At 69.1% G+C, this 23,784-nt stretch carries 23 protein-coding genes; 14 read left to right on the top strand and 9 right to left on the bottom strand.

Going from position 1 to position 23,784, the window contains the following annotated elements; genetic code table 11:
- Nucleotides 1–8: 8 nt before the first annotated feature.
- The 3 genes from WOA58_RS06960 (at nt 9) to WOA58_RS06950 (ending at nt 2,083) form a co-directional block, all read left to right on the top strand.
- Nucleotides 9–1,217, top strand: a complete 1,209-nt coding sequence (locus tag WOA58_RS06960) for a potassium channel family protein (RefSeq protein ID WP_340603460.1) — start codon at nt 9–11, stop codon at nt 1,215–1,217.
- A 145-nt stretch (nt 1,218–1,362) separates the two neighbouring features.
- Nucleotides 1,363–1,641, top strand: coding sequence for a HalOD1 output domain-containing protein (locus WOA58_RS06955; protein WP_340603459.1), 279 nt, complete (start codon nt 1,363–1,365; stop codon nt 1,639–1,641).
- Nucleotides 1,642–1,813: 172 nt separating this feature from the next.
- Complete coding sequence (locus tag WOA58_RS06950) at nt 1,814–2,083, top strand: HalOD1 output domain-containing protein (protein ID WP_340603458.1); 270 nt, start codon at nt 1,814–1,816, stop codon at nt 2,081–2,083.
- Nucleotides 2,084–2,123: 40 nt separating this feature from the next.
- Here WOA58_RS06950 and WOA58_RS06945 read toward each other — a convergent pair whose 3' ends face one another.
- Genes WOA58_RS06945 through WOA58_RS06935 form a run of 3 tightly spaced genes read right to left on the bottom strand, consistent with a single transcriptional unit; the run spans nt 2,124 to nt 3,740 of the window.
- Nucleotides 2,124–2,840, bottom strand: a complete 717-nt coding sequence (locus WOA58_RS06945) for a methyltransferase domain-containing protein (protein WP_340603457.1) — start codon at nt 2,838–2,840, stop codon at nt 2,124–2,126.
- Complete coding sequence (locus WOA58_RS06940) at nt 2,837–3,229, bottom strand: nascent polypeptide-associated complex protein (protein ID WP_340603456.1); 393 nt, start codon at nt 3,227–3,229, stop codon at nt 2,837–2,839. Before WOA58_RS06940 ends, WOA58_RS06945 begins: the two co-directional genes overlap by 4 nt.
- Before the next feature lie 46 nt (nt 3,230–3,275).
- Nucleotides 3,276–3,740 carry a PUA domain-containing protein gene (locus tag WOA58_RS06935; RefSeq protein WP_340603455.1) on the bottom strand — a complete coding sequence of 155 codons (465 nt, stop codon included), beginning with the start codon at nt 3,738–3,740 and terminating at the stop codon, nt 3,276–3,278.
- A gap of 113 nt (nt 3,741–3,853) precedes the next feature.
- Here WOA58_RS06935 and WOA58_RS06930 point away from each other — a divergent pair, with 113 nt between their 5' ends.
- A complete protein-coding gene (locus WOA58_RS06930; protein WP_340603454.1) occupies nt 3,854–4,036 on the top strand; it encodes a hypothetical protein in 183 nt (60 codons plus the stop codon).
- On the opposite strand, the gene WOA58_RS06925 is transcribed toward WOA58_RS06930, so the two are convergent.
- Nucleotides 4,037–4,534: a LabA-like NYN domain-containing protein gene (locus tag WOA58_RS06925; RefSeq protein WP_340603453.1), complete on the bottom strand. Its 498-nt coding sequence runs from the start codon at nt 4,532–4,534 to the stop codon at nt 4,037–4,039. It abuts the gene before it with no gap.
- Between the two features lie 326 nt (nt 4,535–4,860).
- On the opposite strand from WOA58_RS06925, the gene dapA reads away from it, so the two are divergent.
- From dapA to WOA58_RS06895, 6 genes are read left to right on the top strand one after another with little or no spacing between them, the layout of a single operon-like run.
- Nucleotides 4,861–5,778: a 4-hydroxy-tetrahydrodipicolinate synthase gene (dapA, locus tag WOA58_RS06920; RefSeq protein WP_340603452.1), complete on the top strand. Its 918-nt coding sequence runs from the start codon at nt 4,861–4,863 to the stop codon at nt 5,776–5,778.
- Nucleotides 5,775–6,536, top strand: a complete 762-nt coding sequence (gene dapB / locus WOA58_RS06915) for a 4-hydroxy-tetrahydrodipicolinate reductase (protein ID WP_340603451.1) — start codon at nt 5,775–5,777, stop codon at nt 6,534–6,536. Before dapA ends, dapB begins: the two co-directional genes overlap by 4 nt.
- On the top strand, nt 6,533–7,366 hold the full coding sequence (locus WOA58_RS06910) for a 2,3,4,5-tetrahydropyridine-2,6-dicarboxylate N-succinyltransferase (RefSeq protein ID WP_340603450.1): 834 nt from the start codon (nt 6,533–6,535) through the stop codon (nt 7,364–7,366). The genes dapB and WOA58_RS06910 overlap by 4 nt, the downstream gene beginning before the upstream one ends.
- A complete protein-coding gene (gene lysA, locus WOA58_RS06905; protein ID WP_340603449.1) occupies nt 7,363–8,598 on the top strand; it encodes a diaminopimelate decarboxylase in 1,236 nt (411 codons plus the stop codon). The genes WOA58_RS06910 and lysA overlap by 4 nt, the downstream gene beginning before the upstream one ends.
- Complete coding sequence (gene dapF / locus WOA58_RS06900; RefSeq protein WP_340603448.1) at nt 8,589–9,461, top strand: diaminopimelate epimerase; 873 nt, start codon at nt 8,589–8,591, stop codon at nt 9,459–9,461. Before lysA ends, dapF begins: the two co-directional genes overlap by 10 nt.
- A complete protein-coding gene (locus tag WOA58_RS06895; protein ID WP_340603447.1) occupies nt 9,458–10,510 on the top strand; it encodes a M20 family metallopeptidase in 1,053 nt (350 codons plus the stop codon). Before dapF ends, WOA58_RS06895 begins: the two co-directional genes overlap by 4 nt.
- Nucleotides 10,511–10,531: 21 nt before the next feature.
- Here WOA58_RS06895 and WOA58_RS06890 read toward each other — a convergent pair whose 3' ends face one another.
- The 3 genes from WOA58_RS06890 to purB all read right to left on the bottom strand — a co-directional run bounded on the left by WOA58_RS06890 (nt 10,532) and on the right by purB (nt 14,355).
- Nucleotides 10,532–11,422 carry an ABC transporter substrate-binding protein gene (locus WOA58_RS06890; protein ID WP_340603446.1) on the bottom strand — a complete coding sequence of 297 codons (891 nt, stop codon included), beginning with the start codon at nt 11,420–11,422 and terminating at the stop codon, nt 10,532–10,534.
- 74 nt (nt 11,423–11,496) lie between these two features.
- Complete coding sequence (locus WOA58_RS06885; RefSeq protein ID WP_340603445.1) at nt 11,497–12,771, bottom strand: beta propeller repeat protein; 1,275 nt, start codon at nt 12,769–12,771, stop codon at nt 11,497–11,499.
- A 189-nt stretch (nt 12,772–12,960) separates the two neighbouring features.
- Complete coding sequence (gene purB / locus WOA58_RS06880; RefSeq protein WP_340603444.1) at nt 12,961–14,355, bottom strand: adenylosuccinate lyase; 1,395 nt, start codon at nt 14,353–14,355, stop codon at nt 12,961–12,963.
- A gap of 166 nt (nt 14,356–14,521) precedes the next feature.
- On the opposite strand from purB, the gene purH reads away from it, so the two are divergent.
- Nucleotides 14,522–16,099: a bifunctional phosphoribosylaminoimidazolecarboxamide formyltransferase/IMP cyclohydrolase gene (purH, locus tag WOA58_RS06875; protein ID WP_340603443.1), complete on the top strand. Its 1,578-nt coding sequence runs from the start codon at nt 14,522–14,524 to the stop codon at nt 16,097–16,099.
- A 41-nt stretch (nt 16,100–16,140) separates the two neighbouring features.
- On the opposite strand, the gene WOA58_RS06870 is transcribed toward purH, so the two are convergent.
- Nucleotides 16,141–18,369, bottom strand: coding sequence for a catalase (locus tag WOA58_RS06870; RefSeq protein WP_340603442.1), 2,229 nt, complete (start codon nt 18,367–18,369; stop codon nt 16,141–16,143).
- A gap of 121 nt (nt 18,370–18,490) precedes the next feature.
- On the opposite strand from WOA58_RS06870, the gene WOA58_RS06865 reads away from it, so the two are divergent.
- From WOA58_RS06865 to WOA58_RS06855, 3 genes are all read left to right on the top strand, one after another.
- Complete coding sequence (locus WOA58_RS06865) at nt 18,491–19,024, top strand: gamma carbonic anhydrase family protein (protein WP_340603441.1); 534 nt, start codon at nt 18,491–18,493, stop codon at nt 19,022–19,024.
- Nucleotides 19,025–19,067: 43 nt separating this feature from the next.
- A complete protein-coding gene (gene folP, locus WOA58_RS06860) occupies nt 19,068–21,491 on the top strand; it encodes a dihydropteroate synthase (RefSeq protein ID WP_340603440.1) in 2,424 nt (807 codons plus the stop codon).
- Nucleotides 21,492–21,578: 87 nt separating this feature from the next.
- A complete protein-coding gene (locus tag WOA58_RS06855; RefSeq protein WP_340603439.1) occupies nt 21,579–22,466 on the top strand; it encodes a sulfurtransferase in 888 nt (295 codons plus the stop codon).
- Nucleotides 22,467–22,512: 46 nt separating this feature from the next.
- Here WOA58_RS06855 and WOA58_RS06850 read toward each other — a convergent pair whose 3' ends face one another.
- On the bottom strand, nt 22,513–23,733 hold the full coding sequence (locus WOA58_RS06850; RefSeq protein ID WP_340603438.1) for a YncE family protein: 1,221 nt from the start codon (nt 23,731–23,733) through the stop codon (nt 22,513–22,515).
- Nucleotides 23,734–23,784 lie beyond the last annotated feature (51 nt).

Below are 23,784 nucleotides of genomic sequence, written 5' to 3'. Positions count from 1 at the left end.
CCATCCGCATGGGCCCCTTTCGCGGCGGACGGTCGTCGGCCACCGTCGAGTACGAGCCGGTGAGTGTCAAGGACCTGCTCGTCGAGATGAAGGACACCTCCGAGCTGCTGATCGACCTCTCGTACTCGGCGGTGTTGCTGAACAGCGAGAGCATCGCCGAGGAGGTCCTCCGGCTCGAGGAGCGCATGGACGTCCTCCAGCTTCGCGCGCGGATGAGCCTGCTGATGGCCGCGCGCAACCCCTCCGATGCCGAAGCGCTCGCGCCGGTCCTGGGGATCGTCAGCGGCGCCGAGAAGATCAGCGACGCGACCGGCGACATCGCGAAGGTGGTGCTCGAGGAGGTCGGGCTCCCGGGCGCGATGCGCACGGCGCTGCCCGAGGCCGTCGAGACGCTCGTGCGCGCGAGCGCGATCGAGGGTTCGGAGTACACCGGGCGCACGCTCGGCGACATCAACCTCGAGTCCGAGACGGGGGTCCGGGTCATCGCGATCCGCCGGGGCGAGGACTGGATCGTCAACCCGGGCCCGGGGACAGCGATCGAGGCCGGCGACGTGGCGCTGCTTCGCGGGCCCGACCACGGCATCGGCGAGGTCTACGAGACGCTCTCGGGCGAGGCCTACACCCCCACGGAGGTCGAGGACTCGAAGATCGAGGACCTCGACCGGGCGGTCGACTCGATCGTCCTGATGAAGAACCTGAGCGAGCTCGCGGTCGATCTGGCCTACGGCTCGATCCTCTTCGACAACGTCGAACTCGCGGAGGAGGTCCACAACCTCGAGGTCGAGGTCGACGCGCTGCGCTCGCGCTTCGAGGCCTGGACGCTGCGGGCCGCGGCCGACGCGCCCGACCCCGTCGCGCTCCGGGGCCTGCTCCACCTGGGGTTCAGCACCGAGGAGATCAGCGACGCCGCCCTCGAGATCACCGAGGGCGTCCTCCGGGAGATCGACGTCCACCCCGTCGTCGAGCTCGCGGTCCAGGAGAGCGACGAGATCATCGCCCGTGTGGCCCTCGACAGCGGGAGCCCGCTCGAGGGGACCTCCCTCGTCGGGGGCGTCCCCGAGTCCGACGTGAGCATGAACGTGCTCGCGGTCCGCCGGCCCGAGGAGGGCTGGATGCTCGTCCCGGACGCCGACACCGAACTGGAGGCCGGCGACGTCCTCATCGCGAAGGGGACGCGGACCTCGGGCGAGGCGTTCCGCGACCTCGCGACCGCCTGACACGGACGATGCGACCCCCCATTCGGGGCGACGTCGCCGTAATTATCCGCTCTAGTTAAGCTAATAGCAACTATTATCTAATCGCAAATTAAACACGCTGCAATCCCATCCGGTGACGGCGGCCCGTCACCGACCACGAACCACCATGAGCGTCTCCCAACACGACGAGCCGGCCCACCGCGTCGAGTACGAGGAAAGCGACGAGCTGTCGTTCGTCGTGGTGAGCGCCGTGGCCGCGGTGTCGTCCTCGTCGATCACCGAGATCGGGCCGATCAACGACATCGTCGACCCGGAGGCGCTCTGTGAGCTGTTCGCGACGCGGCCCGACGGGCAGGCGCGGGACGGCGGCAGGGTCTCCTTTCGTCTCGACGGCTACCCCATCGAGATCGATGCGGACAGCCGCGAGGTGCTGGTCTACGAGTGAGGGGTCTCGCCTCCCCGTTAGAACGCCACTCTAAATCGACTTGGTAAGCCATGCGGTGTAGCTATCCCCTTTCCTATCTAAATTCGATCCACTTGAGATACATGAATACACGGATGAAGAACAAGAATATATTGGCGATGAGGTGTGCGGGCTGGCAGCGGGACCGAACGGGATGACACAAGCAGTGGCGGTCCCAGTGGCGTGTGTCCCGTACGAGGAGGACGCGACTCTCGCGGTGATCGACGCGGTTTCGGCCGCTACCGACAGATCCCCGGCCGAGATCGGGCCGCTGAACGACGTGATCGACCCGGACGCGCTGAACGAGGTGTTCGGCCCGACGTGTGACGACCGTCGACGGACGGGCGGATGGGTCCGATTCCCGTTCGAGGGGTTCTCGGTCGTGGTCGACGGGGGACGCCAGGAGGTCCGTCTCTACGAGTGACCGGGGTCCCATCGGGTAGCGGCGCCGTATCCACGAACGACTACACGTTGCGCGCGAACACCAGATAGCCCGAGTGGCCCACCGGGCCCGTACTCGGACGCGTTCCCCTGGAATCGACGTCGAGCTCGCGCTGGATCGTCTCGACGGCCCGCACGTCCGAGAGGCTCTCGCGAGCCGCTTCGACGACCTCGCGGGTCGCCTCGACGAACGGCGAGTAGACCGCGAGAAACCCGCCGGGAACGAGCAGCTCGTCGGCCCGCGCGACCGCGTCGGGGGCGTCCTCGGTGTCGAGGGTGAGGACGTCGAACCCCGACAGGTCCTCGAGGTCGTCGGTCAGGTCGCCGGTCCGGACCTCGACGCGCTCGTCGACGCCCGCCAGCGCCATGTTCTCGCGGGCGACCTCGGCGAACTCCGGCTTTCGCTCGTAGGTCACGACGTCGGCGCCCAATCGTCCGAGGTGGCTCGCGAGCACGCCGGTGCCGGTGCCGGCGTCGAGCACCCGGTCGCCGGCGGCGAGGCCGGTCTCGCCGATCACGAGCCCGACGTCGCGGGGCAGCATCGGCGCGCCGGTGCGCTCGAGGTGGTTGAACAGGTCCGGTCCGCGCAGCTCGCGGACGCGGAACTCCTCGCCCAGATGGGTTTCGAGGACGTCGCCCGGCTCGGCGTCCGTGGGGATCTCGAGGACCCCCAGGTCGGTCTCCAACGTCTCGCCCGGCTCGCGGAGGTACTCGCGGTCGCCCCGGACCAGCAGGATCACTTGGGTTCCGACTCGAGCTTCTCGACCGCGTTCGCCAGGTCGCCGTCGGCCGCCTCGAGGGCCTCGCGGGCGTCCTCCTCGCTCGCGCCGGTGCGCATCGCGACGATCTCGACGTCGTCGGCGGGGATCTCCGCGTCCTCGATCGCGGCGTCCTCGCCGGCGCTCGAGCCCGCGTCGGCCTCGCGGCTCTCGGGCTCGCCGACGATCTGGTAGGTCTCCTGGCCCTGGGCCTGGATCACGGTGACCTCGGCGTCGGTGAACACCAGCTCCTCGTCGCCGGTGCGGATGACGATCTCCGTGGCGTCGATCTCCTCGGTGTCGATGCCCATCTGCTCCATCATCTGTTCCATCTTGCGCGGGTCGAGCCCGCCGCCGCCTCCTCCGAACATACCCGGTCAGTCGGGACACGGAGGGAAAAACGTGCCGAACGCCCCGTCAGTCCTCGCAGCCCTCGCGGACCTTCACGGCCATGCCGGTCGCGAAATCGAGCATCCCGTCGGCGGGCAGCTCCGCGCGCCCGACCGCCAGCAGCCCGCCGTCCTCGTGGACGACGCAGACCTCGTCGCCCGGGCGGATCTCGGGGTCCACCGTCGAAACGAACTTCGCGAAGACGTTCTTGCCCTCGCGGACGAACGGCTCGCTCTCGTCGCCGACGACCACCCGCCCCGTCGGCGCGGAAAGCGCCGCGAGCAGCCGCGTTCCGCCCTCGATGCCGAGCGTGAACCGGCCGTCGGCGCCCAGCGAGACCACCCGCCCCGTCGGGGCGTGGACCTGGCGGGGCCGGCCCGACTTCGAGCGTGCGACCCGCAGCTCCCCGTCGAACAGCGCCGTTCCGGCGCCGTGGCCGAACTGGTAGTCGGCGATCCGGCGCAGGCGGGGGCGTTCCTCGAACTCGTCCATGGCCCTGGGGTCGCAAGCGTCGCACAAGAGCTCACCGTTTCGCCTCCCGCGGCCACCCGGCCGTCGGTCGCTTTGGTGAGAATTATATAACCCTTCGGACCTACTGTCCCCCAATGGCTTCGGATCAGACCAAGAACGTCGCGGGCCTGGGCCTCCTCGTGGTGAGCGGGGCACTGTTGCTCGCTACCGGCATGCTCAACCTCCCGGTGCCGATCGCGCTCGCCGCGCTCGCCACGACCGGGCTCGCGGTCGGATCGCTGCTCGTCGGGACGACCGGCGAGGGCCCGGCGGTATAGTCACAACAGGAACGTCTCCTCGTGGTCGGTCATGTCGACGAAGGAGTCGGTCGCCTCGACCAGCTCGTCGGCCGTCGAGGGGCCGAGCGCCATCACCTCGACGCGCACGCCCTGGTGGCGTAGATGCGAACAGAGCCGCGAGAAGTCGCCGTCGCCGGTACAGAGCACGACGGTGTCGACGTGGGGCGCGAGCGTGACGGCGTCGAGGCTCATCCCGACGTCCCAGTCGGCCTTCTTCGAGCCGTCGCCGAACGTCTTGATCTCCTTGATCTTCGTCTCGAAGCCGATGTCGATCAGCGCCTCGAAGAAGCTCTCCTCCTCGGGGGAGTCCGCGCGGATCACGTAGGCGATCGCCCGGGTGAGCTCGCGACCCCGCACGGCCTCCTCGAGCAGCCCGGAGTAGTCGATGTTCCGGGAGTAGAGGCTGTGGGCGGAGTGATAGAGGTTCTGTGAGTCGACCAGCACGGCGACGCGCTGATTGGGGTGAACGACCGTCATACCCGTGCCTCTCGGCGCCGACGATAAAACGCTTCGTTCAGCGCCACCGGCTCGGCCCGAAGAGCCACGAACGCCGGGAGCCCCCCGCCTCGGCAACGCTCGCTCGGGTCGCAAGGGCTAAGTGGCGCGCCGACACGGATACGACCATGACGCGACTGGCACGATCGGCGCTCGGGTCCGACAGCGTGCCGGCCAGCGCTCTTTTCTGCGCGAAGAAACGCGCGTGAGGGTGGGCTCCCGGCGGGGGTAGCGACCCCGTCCGGGGCCCGAGCAGGAGCGGGGACCGCACGCACTACCGAACCCACGACTCACGAACGCACGAACCAATGACGGCACACGAACCCTACAGCGGCGTCCTCCCGGCGATGGTGACGCCCTTCCACGACGACGGCAGCATCGACTTCGACTCCCTCGCGGCCGACGCCCAGCGCCTCGAACGCGCGGGCGTCGACGGCCTCGTCCCGGTCGGCTCCACAGGTGAAAGCGCGACCCTGACCCACGACGAACACGTCCAGGTCGTCGAAACCGTAAGCGGCGCGGTCGAGGACGTCTCCGTGATCGCCGGCAGCGGGTCGAACAACACCGCCGAGGCCCTGGAGCTCTCCGAGCGCTCGGCGGAGGCCGGCGCCGACGGCCTGCTGCTGATCTCGCCGTATTACAACCGCCCCGAGCCCGAGGGGATGGAGCACCACTACCGTGAGATCGCAGACGCGGTCGACCTGCCCCAGGTCATCTACAACGTCCCCGGGCGCACGGGCCGGGACATCGCGGTCGAGACCGCCGTCTCGCTCGCCGATCACGAGAACGTCGTCGGCTACAAGGCCGCGAGCGGCGACCTCGGACGGATCAGCGAGGTCGTCGAGCGCACCCGCGACGCGGCGTTCAGCGTGCTCTCGGGCGACGACGGCATGACGCTTCCCACGCTGTCGGTCGGCGGGACCGGCGCGATCAGCGTCGTCGCGAACGTCGAGCCCGAGCGGACCTGCGCGATGGCCGGCGCGGCGCTGGCGGGCGACTACGAGCGCGCCCGGGCGCTGCACCACGAGCTCGGCCCGCTGATGCGGGCGCTGTTCGCGGAATCGAACCCCATCCCCGTGAAGGAGGCGATGGCGATCCGCGGTCACTGCGAGCCCCACCTGCGCTCGCCGCTCTCGCGGGCCTCCGAGGGGGTTCGCGAGGAGCTCGAGGGACTGCTCGACGAGCTCGACTCGTCGCCGGCCGTCGAGGTCGGGGTCGAGGCATGAGGGTCGCGGTGACCGGCGCGACGGGCCGGATGGGCCGGGAGGTCGTCGAGGCCGCCCGCGAGGCGGACCACGAGGTCGTCGCGGTGAGCCACAGCGCGACCGGCGAGATCGGCGGGGTCGAACTCGAGCCGGCGAGCGAGTTCGCGACGCTGCTTTCCGAACGCGAGCCCGACGCCGTCATCGACTTCACGCTGCCCGACCCGAGCGTCTCGTACGTACGCGACTGTGCGGAGGCCGGTGTTCCAGCAGTCGTCGGTACGACCGGGTTCTCGGCGGCCCAAGGGGAGGAGCTTCGCGAGGCGAGCGAGGAGACCCCGGTCCTGCAGGCGGCGAACTTCGCCCGCGGGGTCCAGGGGCTGTTGAGCGCCGTCCGCGAGGCCGTCGCCGCGTTGCCCGAGTACGACGTCGAGCTCACCGAGACCCACCACAACGGCAAGCGCGACGCCCCCAGCGGCACCGCGAACCGGGTGCTCGACGCGATCGACGAAACTCGGGGCGAATCCCCCCGCGTCCACGGCCGCGAGGGCGAGGCCCCGCGGGAGGAGGGCGAGATCGGCGTCCACGCCCGCCGCGCGGGCGACATCAGCGGGGCGCACGAGGTGCTGCTCGCGGGCAACCACGAGGAGCTCCGGCTAACCCACCGCGCGGGCAGCCGCGGCGTGTTCGCCGCGGGCGCGGTCGACGCCGCCGAGTGGCTCGCGGGGCGCTCGCCGGGATGGTACGACTTTTCCGACACCCTGCCCGATAGCCAGTCATGAGCCTCGAAACCGAGATCTCGAAGCTGTGGGAACGGTACGCCGCCGACGAGATCGACGCCGATAGCGCGACGACCGACCACCTCGACACGCTCGACGCCTTCCTCGCGGCCCTCGAGAGCGGCGAGGTCCGGTCCGCAGAGAAGCGTGCGGGCGAGTGGGAGTCGAACGAGTGGGTCAAGCGCGGCATCCTGCTCAACTTCGGGCTGCGCGAGACCCACCCGCGGAGCTACGGCGACGTCACCTACCACGACGTGCTGCCGCTTCGCGACACCGCCGACCTGGGCGAGCGGGGCACCCGAAACACACCGGATGGAACGGCGATCCGCCGGGGCGCCTACGTCGGCTCGGACTGCATCATGATGAGCCCGAGCTTCGTCAACGCCGGCGCGTACGTCGGCGACGGCACGCTGATCGACTCCTGTGACACCGTCGGCTCCTGTGCCCAGATCGGCGAGAACGTCAAGCTCGGCGCGAACACCCTCATCGGGGGCGTTCTCGAACCCGTCGAGGACGCGCCCGTGATCGTCGAGGACGGCGTCTCGCTGGGTGCGGGCTGTCGCGTCACCAGCGGGTTCGTCGTCGGCGAGGGCTCGATCGTCGGCGAGAACACGCTGCTCACCCCCCGGATCCCGGTCTACGACCTCGTCGAGGAGGAGGTGCTCTACGGCGAGCTCCCGCCCGAGCGCCGGGCCTTCACCCGCTACGTCGAGTCCTCGTTGGGCGATCACGACCTGTTCGAGGGCGGGGCGTACAAGCCCGCGGTCGTCGCGCTCGACGTCGAGGACCAGACCCTCGACGCCACCCGGCGGGAAGAGGCGCTTCGGGAATGAGCTCGGCGGTATGGCGGCTCGCCGACTGGGACGCCGGCCGATTAGCGGAGCTCGCGGATACCCATGGAACGCCGCTGTACGTCCAGGACCTCGAACGGGTCCGCGAGAACTACGCGCGGATGGCCGACGCCTTTCCCGAGAGCGAGGTCATGTACGCGGCGAAGGCCAACACAGCCGAGGCGGTGCTGACGACGCTCGTCGAGGCGGGTGCGGGTATCGAGTGTGCCTCCGCGGGCGAGGTCGAGCGCGCGCTCTCGGCGGGGGCTCCCCCCGAACGCGTGCAGTACACCGCCGTCAACCCTCCCGCTGACGACCTCGATTACGCGGTCAGGACTGCCCGCGAGCACCCCGAGCTGACGATCACCGCCGGAGCCCGGGACACGATCGACCGCCTCGCCGAGCGCGGGTTCTCGGGCCGGCTCTGCCTCCGCGTCAACCCCGGCGTCGGCGCGGGCCACCACGAGAAGGTCTCGACGGGAGCCAACGCGAAGTTCGGCGTCCCCATCGAGCGCGCGCCCGAACTGCTGGCGGAGGCTGACGAGCGCGGCTTCGACGTCGTCGGGATCCACGCCCACGCCGGCAGCGGCATCAGCGGCGAGGACCTCGCGGCCCACCGCGAGCTCGTCTCGCGGATGGGCGAGCTCGCTCGCGAAACGGCTCCCGATCTGGAGTTCGTCGATATCGGCGGCGGGTTCGGCGTGCCCTACCGCGAGGACGAGGAGCCCCTCGACCTGGCGGCGGTGGCCGACGCGACCCGCGAGGCGCTCGGCGAGGTCGACGCGACCCTCGTCGTCGAGCCCGGACGCTACCTCGTCGCGGACGCGGGCGTCCTGCTGACGCGGGTGAACACGGTCAAACCCGCCGGCGACGAGCGGGTCGTCGGGGTCGACGCCGGGATGACGCATCTCGCGCGGCCGGCGATGTACGACGCACACCACGCGATCCGATCGCTCGCCGACACGGGAGATCGCGGGATCGTCGAGGCGACCGTGACCGGCCCGATCTGCGAGAGCGGGGACGTCTTCGGGAGCTACGCGCTGCCCAACCCCGCCCGCGGCGACCTGCTGGCGATCGGCAACGCGGGGGCCTACGGGTACGAGATGGCGAGCCAGTACAACAGCCGCCCGCGGCCCGCAACGGTCGTCCTCGACGGCGAGGAGAGCGCGGTGGATCGCCGACGTGAGACGATCGAGGACGTGATGCGGCTCGACCGGGGGGCGCCATGGCTGTAGCCTTCGAGAAGTACCACGGGACGGGCAACGACTTCCTCGTCTGTGAGGCTGACGAACCGGTCGACGACTGGGGCGCGTTCGCCATCGAGCACTGCGACCGCGAGACGGGCGTCGAGGCCGGCGAGCGCCGCGGCGCCGACGGCGTACTGGTCCTCTCGATCGAGGATGGTCGAGTTCGGATGCGCCTCTATCAGCCCGACGGCGGCACCGCGGCGATGTGTGGCAACGGCGCGCGCTGTGCGGCACGGTGGGCAGCGAGGCGACTTCGTCGCCTCGATACGCGCGAGCGGCCGGAGGCCGCGAGCGGAGCGAGACGGCTCGGAGCGGACGCGTTCGCCATCGACACGCCGGCGGGCGAGCGTCGGGCCCGCGTGGACAAGGAGACGATCGAGATCGAGATGGGCGTCCCCTCCTTCGACCCCGGCGACGTCCCGCTCGCGCGAGAGGAGCCGTTGATCCGCGAGGACGTGGAGGGCTATGAAGTCACGGCGGTCAATACGGGGGTTCCTCACGCCGTCGTCTTCGTCGACGACGTTTCGACTACCGACCTCGAGACGATGGCCCCGCCCGTTCGCCACGCCGAGGTCTTCCCCGAGGGCGCGAACGTGAACCTCGCAGAGCGCACCGACGGCGGGTTCGAGGGACGGACCTTCGAGCGGGGCGTCGAGGGCGAGACCCGCTCGTGTGGTACCGGCGCGGTCGCCATCGCGGCGGTCGCCCGCAGGCTGGGACTCGTCGAGCGCGAACGGGTGTCGGTCTCGCCACCGGGAGGCGATCTCGAGGTGCGGGTGCCCGACGACGGGCCGGCCACCCTCTCGGGCCCCGTCGAGTTCGAAGGACGGGGCGAGGTGCCGACGCCGTGAGCTTCGACCCGATCGACTTTCTCGAGCGAGCAGTGGACATCCCCTCGAACGAGGGCGTCGGCGGGATGCGCGACTTTCTGTGTGAAACCCTCGCCGAGCACGGCGTCGAGCCCCGCGTCGATGAGGCCGGCAACGTGATCGCCTCGCGGGGCGAGGGTTCTCCCCACACCCTGCTGAACACCCACATCGACACCGTCTCGCCGCACGTCCCCTTCGAGCGCGACGGCGACGTGATACGCGGGCGAGGGTCCTGTGACGCGAAGGGCCCGCTCGCGGCGATGCTCGCGGCGTTTCTCGCTTGCGAGCCCGAGGGGCGGGTGACCCTCGCGGTCACGCCCGACGAGGAGACGCTTTCGAGGGGCGCGTACGCCCTCTCGCTCGGGTTCGACCGGTGTATCGTCGGCGAGCCGACAGGGTTGGATGTCTGTACCGCCGCGAAGGGCCGCTTCCAGGGCACCCTCTCCGTTCGCGGGGAGAACGCTCACGCCGCCGAGCCCGAGACGGGCCACAACGCCGTCTCCGACGCGGGGCGGGTGCTTCTCGCCCTCGAGGAGTTCGACGCCGACGCCGAGCCCCATCCCCAACTCGGGGGCCCGACGCTCACGCCGACGCTGATCGAGGGCGGGTCGGCGACCAACCAGGTGCCCGCCGACTGCCGGATCACCCTCGACCGACGGAGCGTCCCGCCCGAGACGGCGGCGGGGTTCGCCGAAGCCCTCGCCGCCCATCTCGAGGAACGGGTCCCCGACGTCGACGCCGACTTCCGCTTTACCGAGCGCGAGACGCCCTTTCTGGAGGCGTTCGAGACCGACCCCAGCGAGGCGGTCGTCGAGGCGCTGCGGGCCGCGGGCGCCGGCGAGGTCCGTCCGTTCACGGCCGCGACCGAGGCCTCGTACTTCGCGAGCGAGGCGCCCACCGTCGTCTTCGGCCCCGGCGTGCTCGCCGACGAGGCGGGTGCGGTCGCCCACGGCGATCGGGAGTACGTCCGGGTCGAGCGGGTTCGGCGGGCGGCCGAGGTCCTCGGGGACGCGCTCGCCCGGCTGCACTGACCTTCTCTTCGCTTCTTCGCGCTATCGGAGCGTCGCGACGTCCGCGGGCGGCTCGCCGAACTCCTCGGGATGACAGCAGGCCGCGAGCCGCTCGGCCGCCTCGACCAGCCGCGGGCTCCAGCGGTTGAGGTAGCTCGCGCCGTCCATGGCGTACGCCCGGCCGTTTCGGGCGGCCGACAGCTCGGCCCAGCCCTCGCGCTCGGTCAGCTCCCCGCTCCGGGTGAGGGTCACCTCGACGTCGAACCCGCAGGGCGCGGCGACGAGGACCTCGGGGTCGTACTCCCTGAGCTCGGCCCAGTCGACCTCGACGGTCCGATCGCCGGGCTCGGCCAGTCCGTACTTCCCGCCGGCGACCCCGACCAGTTCGGGCACCCAGTTGCCGGCGGCGATGGGCGGGTCGAGCCACTCGAGGATCGCCACCCGGGGGCGCTCCATCCCCTCCGTGCGCGCTTCGATTCCCGCGAGGCGCTCGCGGAGCTCGTCGTTCAGCTCCCCCGCCCGCTTTTCGCGCCCGACGGCCTCGCCGACCCGCTCGATGCAGGAGAAGAGGTCTTCCAACTGACTGGCGTGCAGCCCCACGACGTCGGGATCCGAATCGAGGTCCTCCAGCACCTCGTCGACGAGGGTCGTGTCCACCGCACAGACCCCACAGACCTCCTGGCTGAGGATCAGGTCGGGCTCGGCGTCGCGAAGGGTCTCGACGTCGAGCCGATACACCGTCCCCTCGGCGCTGACGGTCCGCACGCGGTCGTGGCGCTCGGCGCTCGACTCGCCGCGCACCCTGGAGAAATCGATCGAGGGGAGATCCGCCACTCGCGGCGGGTAGTCACAGGCGTGCGAGACGGCGACCGGGTCGACCCCGAGCGCACAGAGGATCTCCGTGCCCGAGGGCGAGGTCGAAACGACGTTCATACCTCTCGATGGCGCGGCCGGGTCTTATTACCCGAGGAAGCGCCCGGCGGGAACCCGAACGCCCCTTCTCGCCGTCAGTCCCAGAACCTCGGGATCGTCGCGTCGAACTGGTGGCCATCGCCCTGGTTGCTGTCGGAGACGAGCGTCCGCAGGTCGCCGTCCATCGAGAGCGGGCCCATGACGTTCGTGAGCAGGATGTCTCGCGTCTCGGTTCGAAGCAGCTCGTACCACTCGTCGCCGTCGACGCTCGCCAGGAGGACGGAGTCCTCGGCGGTGTCGTGCATCGGCGAGTAGCCGAAGGGCATCAGACAGAGCTCCCGGCCGTCGTCCTCTCGGACGTGCCAGCGCCGGCGGGCGTAGACCTCCATCGTGTCGTCATCGGGATCGAGCTGGATCTGGACGTGCACCCGCTCGAAGTCGCTCGCTCGGTCGGGCGTGTCCTCCGGAGACTCCCGCTCCCATCGCATGATCCCTTCGGGCGTTCCGTCCGTCCCGAGCACGACGCAGTCCTCGAAGGCGGCGACCTGCGTGACCATCGTGATCGCCCCCTGTTCGTCGATCTCCTCCCACGAATCCCCGTGGTCGTCGCTCCAGAAGAGCTGTGAGTTGCCGTGATCGCCGTGGGCGACCCAGATCCGCTCGGCATACGGGTCGTACTCGACGTCGTGGACGTGGTGGTTCGCCGCGTCCTCGGTTTCGAGCGGCACCTCGAGCACCTGCTCGAAGCTCCCGCCGCCGTCCGTCGAGAGGATCACCTCGTTCGGATGCCGGTCGTTCTCGAAATCCGACATCCCGTAACAGGAGATCACGACGACGTCCTCGTGGACGGCGTGGCCCATACTGTTGGAGACGCGGCCGTAATCGAACTGGTAGAGCAGCTCGTGGTCGTCGAGGTCGTCGGCGAGTCGGTAGACCCTCCCGCCGACGTCATCCCGCCCCCCGACCGCGACGATGACGTTCCCGCTGTCGGGGACGATCACCGTCTCGACTCGCCCTTCTTCGTCCCCGAAGGAGTAGAGGATCTCCGTCGTCTCCCACCAGTCGTCGCTGACGATCACGTCGAGGCCGTCGCGTCCGTACAGCCGCTCGTCCCGGTCGATCCACACCGGCTGCCCGTTCGCCCGCTCCTCGTGGACGTCGAGATCGTAGTGATAGAAGGGTTCCCCGTCGCCACCCTCCGGTTCGGGCTCGGATCCCTGCTCCTCTTCAGCCCCGTCGTCGGCGGGACCGCCGGACTCGCCCTCCGTACCTTCGACCCCCTCCGAACCCTCCTCGCCCGTACACCCCGCGAGCGCGACGCCCGAACAGGCTACTGCCGCCGATCGCCCGATGAACTGTCTGCGATCCATACTGTACCTTCCTACTCACGCCATACTATTCCTTTTGGAATACATTTCTAGCTTACTAATATAAATTAAGTAATTTTACTAGATAGGAAGCTAAAACGCATGCGTCGAAGCTGCTCTCGGAGGCGTGGCGTGACGGAGAACGCACCGTTCGGATCCAGTGCGTCGCTCACGCGGGTTTTTCTGCCTGTTCTATCGACCGAGGTCCTCGACCAGCTCGTCGGCCGTTCCGGTGTAGCTCGCGGGCGTCAGTGCCAGCAACTGTTCACGGGTCCGTTCGTCGACGTCGAGCTCCCGAAAGAGCGCCTTGAAATCGTCGAGGGAGGTCCGCCGCCCCCGCGTGAGCTCCTTTACCCGCTCGTAGGCGTCTGTGTGGCCCTCGCGCCTGAGGACCGTTTGCACTGCTTCGCCGATCACCTCGGGGTTCTCCTCGAGCTCCTCGCGCATGACCGCCTCGTTGGGCGTCACCTTCGAGAGCCCGGTCTCGCACTTCCCGTAGCCAATCAGACAGTGGGAGAGCGCCGCGCCGATGTTGCGCTTTACGGTCGAATCGGAGAGGTCCCGTTGCAGCCGCGAGGTGGTGACGTAGTCGGCGAGAAACGTCAGGTCGGAGTTGGCCTTCGAGAGGTTGCCCTCGCTGTTCTCGAAGTCGATCGGGTTGACTTTGTGGGGCATCGTCGAGGAGCCTGTCTCCCCCTCGACGGCGCGCTGGCCGAGATACCGGTCCGAGACGTAGAGCCACATGTCCCGGTCGAGGTCCAGCAGGACGTTGTTGGCGCCCCTGAGCGCGTCGAAGAGTTCGGCGAGGTCGTCACACGGGTTGACCTGCGTGGTGAGGGACGTGTGTTCGAGGCCGAGCCCCTCGACGAACTCCTCGGAGAAGCCCCGCCAGTCGACGTCGGGGTACGCAACGGTATGAGCGGCGTAGGTGCCCGAAGCGCCCGCGAGCTTGCCCGAAAGTCCGTCTGTGGCGCCCTCGATTCGTCCCAGCGATCTCCCTATCCGCGCGGCGTAGACGGCCATCTCCTTGCCGAAGGTCGTCGGCGTCGCGGGCTGGCCATGGGTCCGCGCGAGCATCGGCACGTCCCGGTTCTCGCGGGCGAGATCGACGAGCGAATCGCGGACCTCCCGGAGCGCGGGAACGAGCACCTCCTCGATCGCGGGTCCGACCAACAGCCGGTGTGCGAGGTTGTTCACGTCCTCGCTCGTGAGCCCGAAGTGGATCCACTGCTCCCCGACGCCGTCGGGAAGGCGCTCGCGCACGAAGTACTCGATCGCCTTCACGTCGTGGTTGGTGGCACTGTACTCGCCGTAGCCCTCCGTCTCGATGCGCTTGATCAGCCGGGCGTCCTCCGCATCGAACTCCCGGTAGCTCTCGCGGAGCGCCGCGCGTCCCCCCTCGTCGATCGAGAGCGGGGTGGCCTCGAGGTCCGCGAGCGCGATGAGGTACTCGACCTCGACGCGAACGCGGGCACGCATGAGCGCGGCCTCGCTCGCGTAGGGCGCGAGCGGCGCGGTCCGTCCCGCGTACCGGCCGTCGAGCGGCGAGACGGCGTAGAGGGGGTCCGAACGCTGGTCGTCGTCCATACGCCGGGCTACCGACGCCCGCGGCAAAACCGTGTCGGTGTCAGCCCATTACCGTGCATAGAATACCCGTTCTTGGTTCCCAGTTGTGGGTAGTATATCCACGAATACGCATACCCTCCTTCGTTGGATCGCAACGGTTTTTGAACTCGCGGTCGCCCCTTGGGACATGACACAGGTCGCAGGGCTGGCGAGCAATCGCGGCAGGAACCTCATGCGGATCGCCGACGGCGCGCCCGGCGGGGCGGAGCTCGCGGTGGTGCTGTCGAACCACGCCGACGCGCCCGTGCTGGACAAGGCCGAGGACCGCGGGATCCCCACGGCGGTCGTCGAACGGGAGGAGAGCGAGGCCCGGATCGAACACGAACGGCGGATCCTCGAGGCCCTCGAGGGCTACGACCTCGACCTGGTCTGTCTCGACGGCTACATGCGCGTACTGACCGACGAGTTCCTCGGGAGCGCGCCCCTGACGCTGAACGTCCATCCGAGCCTGCTCCCGTCGTTTCCGGGAACCGACGCCCACGAGCAGGTGCTCGAGGCGGGCGCGCGGGTCACGGGCTGCACGGTGCATATCGCCACCGAGGAGGTCGACGCCGGGCCGATCGTCACCCAGGAGCCCGTCCCGGTCTACGAGGACGACGACGCGGCGAGCCTGAAGGAGCGCGTGCTCCACGACGCGGAGTTTCGCGCGTATCCGCGGGCGGTGCGGTGGGTCGCCGAGGGGAAGGTCGAAGTGGAGGGCGACGAGGTCCGGATCGAGGGCGACGAGGACGAGGAGTTCCCAGCCCGTCGCCTCACCGGCGAGGACCGCTCGACGGCGCTTCGCTACGGCGAGAACCCCCATCAGGACGCGGCGCTCTACAGCGACGAAACCGAAGAGCGCGCGACGGTGGTCCACGCGGAACAACTGAACGAGGACGCGAAGGCGCTCTCCTACAACAACTACAACGACGCCGACGCGGCGCTCGGACTGGTCAAGGAGTTCGACGAGCCCGCCGCGGCGGTGATCAAACACACCAACCCCGCCGGATGCGCCACGGCCGACACTATCGAAAAGGCCTACGACCGCGCGCTCTCGACGGACCCGATGAGCGCCTTCGGGGGGATCGTCGCGCTGAACCGCGCGTGTGACGAGCCCACGGCGACCGCGATCGTCGACTCGTTCAAGGAGGTCGTCGTCGCGCCCGACTACACCGACGACGCGCTTTCGGTCCTCCGGGAAAAGGAGAACCTCCGGGTGCTCGATACGGGACCCTTCGGCGATCTGGAACCCCCGCTCCGGGAGAAGAAGCTCGCGGGCGGGCGGCTAGTTCAGGAGGCCGACGACCAGCACCTTGCGCGCGGGGACCTGGAGGTCGTCACCGAGCGCGAGCCGAGCGAGGAGGAGTTCGAATCGCTGCTGTTCGCCTGGCACACCATCAAGCACGTCAAGTCGAACGCGATCCTGTTCGCCGACGGTACCGAGACGGTCGGCGTCGGGATGGGGCAGGTCAGCCGGGTCGATGCCGTCCGGCTCGCGGCGATGAAGGCCGAGGAGCACGCCGAGGGGAAAGATTCGAAAGGAGCCGTGATGGCCTCGGACGCGTTCTTCCCGTTCCCGGACGGGATCACGGAGGCCGCCGAGGCCGGCATCGAGGCGGTGATCCAGCCCGGCGGGAGCGTGAACGACGAGGACGTGATCGAGGCCGCGGACGAACACGACATGGCGATGGTCTTCACCGGGAGCCGCGCGTTCCGCCACGACTGAGCCGGATCACCTGCGACGGGTCCGCCGGCACGGTCGACCCGCTATGCGGGCACTTCCTCGGGGTCGCGCTCCCAGTGGCGGTGCTGGGCGATGGCGTCGACGAACTCCTCGGCGAACGCCTCGAGATCGTCGCTCCGACAGGTGACGACCCCCGCGTCCGATACGAGCTCGCCCTCGTCGGCGATCTCGGTGTCGGGCAGGTCGACGTCCTCGAACAGCGCCGTCCCCTCGCCGAGCGCGGCAATCGGCTTGTAGTGTTTGAACGCCTCGGCGACGAAGTGCTTCGGATCGCCCTGGCCGCGCATCGTCTCGACGCTCTCCTCGCCGCCGGGGATCACGACCGCGTCGAACGAGACCGAGGCCGCCGCGACGTGGTGTTTGTCGGGCTCGACCGTCCCGCCGTCGGCGCCGGACTTCTCGCCGAGCACCTTCGAGACGACCTTGACCCGGGCGCCCTCCTCCTCGAGCGCCGACCGGAGTTTCGAGACGTGCTCGTCGTCGAACCCGTCGTCGATCAGCATCGCGATCTTGCGGGTCTCGATCGTGTCCGGGGTCCGGTTCTCCATGCTGAGGGAGGGGTCCTCCCGGTCGTGGGTCGGCATCTCGTCGCCGGGCTCCTCGGGGGGCTCGACGCCGATCCCCTCGGCGACGCGCTTTGCGAACTCGTGGTCGACGTTGTTGAACAGGTCGTAGACCATCCGCTCGCGGATCTCCATGCGCTCGACCTTCCCGAGCTCGAAGTGGGCGGCGTCGACGATGTTCTGTTTCTCCGGCTCGGACATGGAGTTCCAGAACAGCCGCGCCTGCGTGAAGTGGTCCTCGAAGCTGTCGCTTCGCTCGCGGATCTTCTTCCCGTCGATCTTCTCGGCGAAGTGCTCGTAGCCGCCCTCCTCGGCGGGCGCCTCCTGGGGGTCGTCGTCGCCGATCGAGTTGGGTTTGTACGAGACCTTCCCCTCGTTGATCTCCTGGCGCATGAAGCCGGCGCGCTGGTTGTTGTGACGCTCGGCGATCGGGCGGTTGATCGGGATCTCGTCCCAGTTGGCGCTCCCGAAGCGGTTGAGCTGGGTGTCCTGGTAGGAAAAGAGCCGACCCTGAAGCAGCGGGTCGTTCGAGAAGTCGATCCCGGGGACGACGTTCCCGGGGTGGAACGCGACCTGCTCCGTTTCGGCGAAGAAGTTGTCGGGCGTCTCGTTCAGGACCAGTTTCCCGATCGGCCGGACCGGGACCTCGGTCTCGGGGACGATCTTCGTCGGGTCGAGGACGTCGAAGTCGAACTCCTCGGCTTGCTCCTCGTCGAAGACCTGGATGCCCAGCTCCCACTCGGGGTCGTACCCTTCCTCGATGACGTCGTAGAGACCCTTGCGGTTGAAATCCGAGTCCTTGCCCCAGAGCTTCGTCGTCTCGTCCCAGACGAGCTGGTGGGTGCCGAGCTTGGGCGTCCAGTGGAACTTGACGAACACCGACTCGCCGTCCTCGTTGACCAGCCGGAAGGTGTGGACGCCGAAGCCCTGCATCATCCGGTAGGCTCGCGGCAGCGCCCGCCCCGAGAGCACCCACATGATCATGTGCGAGATCTCGGGTTTCAGCGAGGCGAAGTCCCAGAACGTGTCGTGGGCCGCCGAGGCCTGGGGCATCCCGTCGTCGGGTTCGGGCTTGATCGCGTGAACCAGGTCGGGGAACTTCATCGCGTCCTGGATGAAGAACGGAGGCATGTTGTTCCCCACGAGGTCCCAGTTGCCCTCCTCGGTGTAGAACTTCGTCGCGAACCCGCGGACGTCCCGCACGGTGTCCGAGGAGCCCCGCGAGCCGACGACCGTCGAGAACCGCGTAAATACGGGCGTCTTCTGGTCGGAATCGGTCAGCACCTTCGCCTTCGTCAGCTCCTCGAGGTCGTCGTACTCGTCGCCGAGGTCCGGATCCTCGTAGGGCTGATAGTAGCCGTGTGCGCCCGTCCCGCGGGCGTGGACGACCCGTTCGGGGATCGACTCGTGGTCGAACTGGGTCATCTTCTCCCGGAAGTGGAAGTCCTCCATGATCGTCGGACCCCGTTTGCCGGCCTTCAGGGAGCTGTCGGTGTCGCTTACCTTGACGCCGTGGTCGGTCGTCAGCTGTTCGCCCTCCGGGTTCTCGCGGACCTCGTCGAGCTGGTCGTGTTTGCTGTCCTCGTCGACCCCGTCAGCGTCGTCGCTCGTCCCCGGCTCCCCCTCCTCCGTTCGGTCCCGGGAGTCGGTCTCGTCGTCGAGCCCCTCGTCGGGTTCCGGTTCGCTCATACTTCCCCCGTTGCCCGTACGAGTCATAAGCGAACATCAATCACCTGCAGGCCACCTAAGTGTGATACGGGACCCGACCGGCGCACGAACGTTTATCGGCTCCAGCCACGACCCGACGGACATGATCAGGTCCTTCGAGGGGACGGTCCCGGAGATCGCGGAGTCGGCGTACGTCGACGAGAGCGCGGTCGTGATCGGCGATGTGGTGCTCGAAGAAGAGGCCAGCGTCTGGCCCGGTGCGGTGCTGCGGGGCGATCACGGAACCATCACCCTGCGCGAGGGTGCGAACGTCCAGGACAACGCGACCCTCCACGAGGAATGCGAACTCGGTTCTCACACCACCGTCGGCCACAACGCGATCGTCCACGCGGCCGAGACGGGCGAGCGAAGCATGGTCGGGATGGGAGCGATCGTGCTCGACGACGCGACTATCGGCGAGGAGGCGATCGTCGCGGCCAACAGCACCGTTACCGAGGGGACCGTGGTGCCCGCCCGGACCCTCGTCGCGGGCGCGCCCGCCGAGCCGGTCAAGGAGCTCGACGACGCCGGGTTCGCGGCCGCTGCCGACCGCTACGTCGAGAACGCGCGCCGGCATGGAGAGGGCTCGGAGGTACTCGAACGCGGGACGGTTCGACCCGGCGAGACGTTCGAATAGCGCCCTCCGACAGTCCTAAGCACGCCCCGTTTTTCCCTCCTACATGGAGTTTCACGACGCCGCGAACTTCCTCTTCGATCTGCGGCGCTTCCGTCCGAAGCCCGGCACGGAGTCGACGGCAGACCTCCTGGCCGCCCTCGATGACCCCCACGAGGGCCCCCGATACGTCCAGGTCGCCGGCTCCAACGGCAAGGGCAGCACGGCGAGGATGACCGAGTCGGTCCTCCGGGAGGCCGGGCTCACCGTCGGCCTCTACACCTCGCCACATTTCGACGACGTGCGCGAGCGGATCACCGTCGACGGCCGACCGATCACGAAGGCCGCCCTCACCGAGTTCGTCGAGCGGGTCAAACCCCGGATCGTCGAGCGCGCGGCCGAGGGGCAGGCCCCCACGTTCTTCGAGGTGATGACCACGATGGCGCTGTGGGAGTTCGGCCGCCGGGAGGTCGACGTCGCGATACTGGAGGTCGGGATCGGCGGGCGATACGACGCCACCAGCGTCGTCGATCCAGTCGCCAGCGCGGTCACGAGCGTCACCCTCGAACACACCGGGATCCTGGGCGACACCATCGAGGAGATCGCCCGCGACAAGGCCCACGTCGCGCCTCGCGAGGGGGCTCTGGTCACCGCCGCCGAGGGCGAGGCGCTCGCGGCCGTTCGCGAGCAGGCCAGCGACGTCCTCACGGTCGGTTCGGAGGGCGACGTGCGTGCCGAGTACGGCGGGCGGACGAACCACGTCGAGAGCGCCGTGTCGATCTCGGGGCCCGACTGGGGCGTCGAGGCGCGGCTCCCGCTTCTGGGCGAGTATCAGGCGCGGAACGCGGGCGTCGCGGCGGCGCTCGCCCGACAGGTGGCGGACGTCTCGGAAGCCGAACAGGCGACGGGCCTGCGAAACGCCCACTGGCCGGGGCGCTTCGAGGTGATGGACACGGATCCTCTCACCGTCCTCGACGGCGCGCACAACCCCGGGGCCTGCGAGGCGCTCGCGGAGACCCTCGCGGAGTTCGAGTACGACGACCTCTTCCTGGTGGTCGGCGCGATGCACGAGAAGGACCACGGCGGAATGGCCGCTGCGCTTCCCGACCCCGACCACGTCGTCTGTACCCAGCCCGATCTGGATCGCGCGGAGGACCGTGAGGTGCTCGCGCGCGTCTACGAGAACCGCGGCGTCGCGGACGTGAAAACCCGGGGGGCGGTCTCGGGGGCACTCTCGCGGGCGCTCTCGGAGGCGGGGCCCGACGACTGCGTGCTGGTGACCGGCTCGCTGTTCGCCGTCGCGGAGGCCCGCGAGCGCTGGACGCGCGCGGAGATCACCAAGCGCGTTCGGGACCTCGACGACGCCCGGGAGACCCTCGAAGGGACCCACGTCACCGGGCCGGGCGTCTGGCGGATGCGGGGGAAGGCCGTCCACCGCGTGGTCAAGACGCGCGTCCAGCGCCGCCAGGCCCAGTACCTCAAGGAGGAGATGCTCTCGCTCGGCGGGGAGTGTGCGCTCTCGGGGCTCAACGACCAGGACGACGAGAACATCGACGTCGTCCTCATGGGCACGCTCGCGCAGTTCAAACGCCTCTGTGAGAAGCTGGCGGAGCAGCCCTACGGGCTGTCGATCGTCGCCCGGGACGTCCGAGAGGCCCTCGATATCGGCGTCGAACCCGCCTCCCACGGGTATCCGTGGGAGGAACGAACGGCAGTAATGGGGATCCTCAACGTCACGCCCGATAGCTTCCACGACGGCGGGCGCTACGAGCGAGTCGAGGACGCGGTCGCCCGGGCGGAGCGAATGGCCGAAAACGGCGCCGACATCATCGACGTCGGCGGCGAGAGCACGCGACCGGGCGCGGAGGTGGTCCCCGCGGAGGAGGAGATCGACCGTATCGCCCCGGTGATCGAGCGGATCAGCGACCTCGACGCGATGATCTCCGTCGACACCCGCAAGGCTGCGGTCGCGCGGGCGGCCCTCGAAGCGGGCGCAGATATCCTGAACGACGTCTCGGGTCTCGAGGACCCCGAGATGCGGTTCGTCGCCGCCGAGTACGACGTCCCGCTGATCGTGATGCACAGCCTCGACACGCCGGTCGACCCCGATCGGGAGGTCGAGTACGACGACGTCGTCGAGGACGTGATCGCCGACCTCGCCGAACGGGTGTTGCTGGCCGAGAAGGCCGGGCTGGATCGCGAGAAGATCGTCGTCGATCCCGGGATCGGCTTCGCGAAGAGCGCCGCCGAGAGCTTCGAGGTCCTCGGGCGGACCGACGAGTTCCACGCGCTCGGCTGTCCCGTGCTGATCGGCCACTCCCACAAATCCATGTTCGGACGGGTCGGCCGCGGCTCCGGGAACCGGACGGCGGCAACTGTTGCCGGAACGACCATCGCCGCCGAGCGGGGCGCGGACGTCGTCCGGGTCCACGACGTCCCCGAGAACGTCGCCGCGGTCCGGGCGGTCGAGGCCGCCGACGGCGATCGGTAGCGGAGACGATTGCCTCTTCCAGGGGGAACCGACGTATCCGGCCGACGCCACAAGGCCCGATAGTGTGGGGGCCGTACGTCGAACCGTATGTCAGACTACGATACCGACGTGCTCGTCGACGCCGACTGGGTCGAGGACCACCTGGAGGAGTTCCAGAGCGACGACCCCGACTACCGGTTGCTCGAAGTGAACAACCCGACGGTCACGACGGACTCGGAGTACACGTCCTACGAGGAGGGCCACGCGCCCGGCGCGATCTTCTTCGACTGGGAGGAGGACTTCACTAACCAGCAGACCCGCGACATCCTCTCGAAGGACGCCTTCGAGGAGACGATGGGCGAGGCGGGCATCACCGAGGACAGTACGATAGTGTTCTACGGCGGCGGCCGGGTCCCCAACTGGTTCGCGCTCTTCGCCTACTGGCAGGCCAAATACTACGGCCACGAGGACGCGAAGGTGCTCGACGGCGGCAAGGGCTACTGGGTCGACAACGACTACCCGCTGACCGACGAGGTGCCCGAGTTCGACGCCCAGGAGTACGACGCCCGCGGTCCCTTCGAGTCGATCCGCGCGTACCGGGACGACGTCGACACCGCGATCGAGCAGGGGCTCCCGATGGTCGACGTTCGCTCGCCCGAGGAGTTCAGCGGCGAGGTCATCGCGCCCGAGGGGCTCAACGAGACGGCCCAGCGCGCGGGCCACATCCCCGGCGCGTCGAACGTTCCCATCGCGACCATCCTGAACGAGGACGGCACGTTCAAGAGTAGCGACGAGCTGCGCGAGATCTACGCCGAGGCCGGCGTCGACGGCGAGGAGTCGACCATCGCCTACTGCCGCGTCGGCGAGCGCTCCTCGATCGAGTGGTTCGCGCTGCGCGAGCTGCTGGGCTTCGAGGACGTCAGCAACTACGACGGCTCGTGGACCGAATGGGGCAGCATGATCCGCACCCCGATCGAGACCGGCGACGGCCAGTAGACGAGCGCCGCCCCGATCCTCTTCGACTTTTCGCGTTCTCGACCCGTTACTGCCCGGTGTAGCCGACGCCCGAGGTCCCCTCACCCCCGACGAACTGCAGCGTGTCGACGCCCTCGCTCACCTCGACCTCGGCGGCCAGCTCCCGGGCGTCCATGTCGACGATCGCCACCGTCCCGTCCGCGTCGGCGGTCGTGGCGAAGTAGCCCCCGCTCGCGACGCCCGCGCGGTACTCGCCCTCCGTCTCGCCCGTCTCGATCCGCTCGACTTCCTCGAAGCCCTCCAGGTCGAGCACCGAGACGTCCGGGGTCGTGGTGTTCGTCGTGAAGCCGTAGCGCCCGTCGTCGCCCTCGTGGTATCGGAGCGCGCCGGGCTCGCCCTCGAGCTCGATCGACGCGACGATCTCGCTCTCCTCGCTGGTCGCGTCGATGAAGTGGACGCCCTCCTCGTCGAGCAGGCCGAGCAGCTCCTCGTCGGGACTGAGGTACATCCCGCCCGAGAGCTCGAGGCGATCGACGACCTCGTCGGTCGCGGTGTCGATCACGTCGGTCCCGTCCGGCTCGCCGGCGCGCTGGAAGTACGCGAGCCCCGACTCGGGCGCGTAGGCCTTGTAGTGGGTGCCGCCCTCGCCCTCCAGGAGGAACTCCTCGACGCGCTCGCGTGCCTCGAGGTCGATCACGAGCCCGGCGGCGTCGTTGACGTTCATCGCGTAAGCCTTTGAGTCGAGGTCGGGATGCGAGAGGAGCTTGCCGTGGCCCTCGCTCTCCAGCCCGGCCTCGACGACGTCGACCACCTCCAGTTCCTCGGTATCGATGACGTAGAACGCGCCCTCGGCGTCAGAATGGCTCCAAACCTCCCCCTCGACGGGGTTGTAGATATGCGTCGGGTCGGGTCCGACGTCGACCTCGCTCGCCACCTTGCGGGCCTCGGTGTCGATCACGACGACCTGTGCCGCCGTCCCCTCGTTGACGAGGATCCGCGAACCGCCGCGCGTGATCCGCGGGTCGCCCCACTCGCCGCCCGCGTCGAGCTCGTCGACGACCTCGCCCGCCTCGGGGTCGATCAGCGCGGTCGTCTCGGGCGCGAACGCGTAGAGCAGCCCCTCGCTTCCGGGTTCGTCACCCTCCTCGTCCCCCTCGTCCTCGTCCTGCCCGTCGTGATCGCCGTGGTCGTCCTCGCCTTCCGCGTCGCCGTCGGTACAGCCCGCGAGCGCGACCACGAGCCCGCCGCCGGCGACCTGCACGAACCGCCTCCGCCTGATCGTGTCCATACCCGTACTTCCCACCCTGTATTAGTGTGGGTTATGGTACGGTCGTCGAAA

This window comes from Halalkalicoccus tibetensis (assembly GCF_037996645.1).
In the GTDB taxonomy this organism is placed as follows: Archaea; Halobacteriota; Halobacteria; order Halobacteriales; family Halalkalicoccaceae; genus Halalkalicoccus; species Halalkalicoccus tibetensis.
This window is presented reverse-complemented; position numbering and strand designations above follow the sequence as displayed.

Excerpts from the sequence above, each read along its gene's own strand:
- WOA58_RS06960 (WP_340603460.1), top strand. The coding sequence starts at position 9 with ATGGGCCCCTTTCGCGGCGGACGGTCGTCGGCCACCGTCGAGTACGAG.
- WOA58_RS06955 (WP_340603459.1), top strand. The coding sequence starts at position 1,363 with ATGAGCGTCTCCCAACACGACGAGCCGGCCCACCGCGTCGAGTACGAG.
- WOA58_RS06950 (WP_340603458.1), top strand. The coding sequence starts at position 1,814 with ATGACACAAGCAGTGGCGGTCCCAGTGGCGTGTGTCCCGTACGAGGAG.
- WOA58_RS06940 (WP_340603456.1), bottom strand. The coding sequence starts at position 3,229 with ATGTTCGGAGGAGGCGGCGGCGGGCTCGACCCGCGCAAGATGGAACAG.
- WOA58_RS06935 (WP_340603455.1), bottom strand. The coding sequence starts at position 3,740 with ATGGACGAGTTCGAGGAACGCCCCCGCCTGCGCCGGATCGCCGACTAC.
- WOA58_RS06930 (WP_340603454.1), top strand. The coding sequence starts at position 3,854 with ATGGCTTCGGATCAGACCAAGAACGTCGCGGGCCTGGGCCTCCTCGTG.
- WOA58_RS06925 (WP_340603453.1), bottom strand. The coding sequence starts at position 4,534 with ATGACGGTCGTTCACCCCAATCAGCGCGTCGCCGTGCTGGTCGACTCA.
- dapA (WP_340603452.1), top strand. The coding sequence starts at position 4,861 with ATGACGGCACACGAACCCTACAGCGGCGTCCTCCCGGCGATGGTGACG.
- dapB (WP_340603451.1), top strand. The coding sequence starts at position 5,775 with ATGAGGGTCGCGGTGACCGGCGCGACGGGCCGGATGGGCCGGGAGGTC.
- WOA58_RS06910 (WP_340603450.1), top strand. The coding sequence starts at position 6,533 with ATGAGCCTCGAAACCGAGATCTCGAAGCTGTGGGAACGGTACGCCGCC.
- lysA (WP_340603449.1), top strand. The coding sequence starts at position 7,363 with ATGAGCTCGGCGGTATGGCGGCTCGCCGACTGGGACGCCGGCCGATTA.
- dapF (WP_340603448.1), top strand. The coding sequence starts at position 8,589 with ATGGCTGTAGCCTTCGAGAAGTACCACGGGACGGGCAACGACTTCCTC.
- WOA58_RS06890 (WP_340603446.1), bottom strand. The coding sequence starts at position 11,422 with ATGAACGTCGTTTCGACCTCGCCCTCGGGCACGGAGATCCTCTGTGCG.
- WOA58_RS06885 (WP_340603445.1), bottom strand. The coding sequence starts at position 12,771 with ATGGATCGCAGACAGTTCATCGGGCGATCGGCGGCAGTAGCCTGTTCG.
- purB (WP_340603444.1), bottom strand. The coding sequence starts at position 14,355 with ATGGACGACGACCAGCGTTCGGACCCCCTCTACGCCGTCTCGCCGCTC.
- purH (WP_340603443.1), top strand. The coding sequence starts at position 14,522 with ATGACACAGGTCGCAGGGCTGGCGAGCAATCGCGGCAGGAACCTCATG.
- WOA58_RS06870 (WP_340603442.1), bottom strand. The coding sequence starts at position 18,369 with ATGAGCGAACCGGAACCCGACGAGGGGCTCGACGACGAGACCGACTCC.
- WOA58_RS06865 (WP_340603441.1), top strand. The coding sequence starts at position 18,491 with ATGATCAGGTCCTTCGAGGGGACGGTCCCGGAGATCGCGGAGTCGGCG.
- folP (WP_340603440.1), top strand. The coding sequence starts at position 19,068 with ATGGAGTTTCACGACGCCGCGAACTTCCTCTTCGATCTGCGGCGCTTC.
- WOA58_RS06855 (WP_340603439.1), top strand. The coding sequence starts at position 21,579 with ATGTCAGACTACGATACCGACGTGCTCGTCGACGCCGACTGGGTCGAG.
- WOA58_RS06850 (WP_340603438.1), bottom strand. The coding sequence starts at position 23,733 with ATGGACACGATCAGGCGGAGGCGGTTCGTGCAGGTCGCCGGCGGCGGG.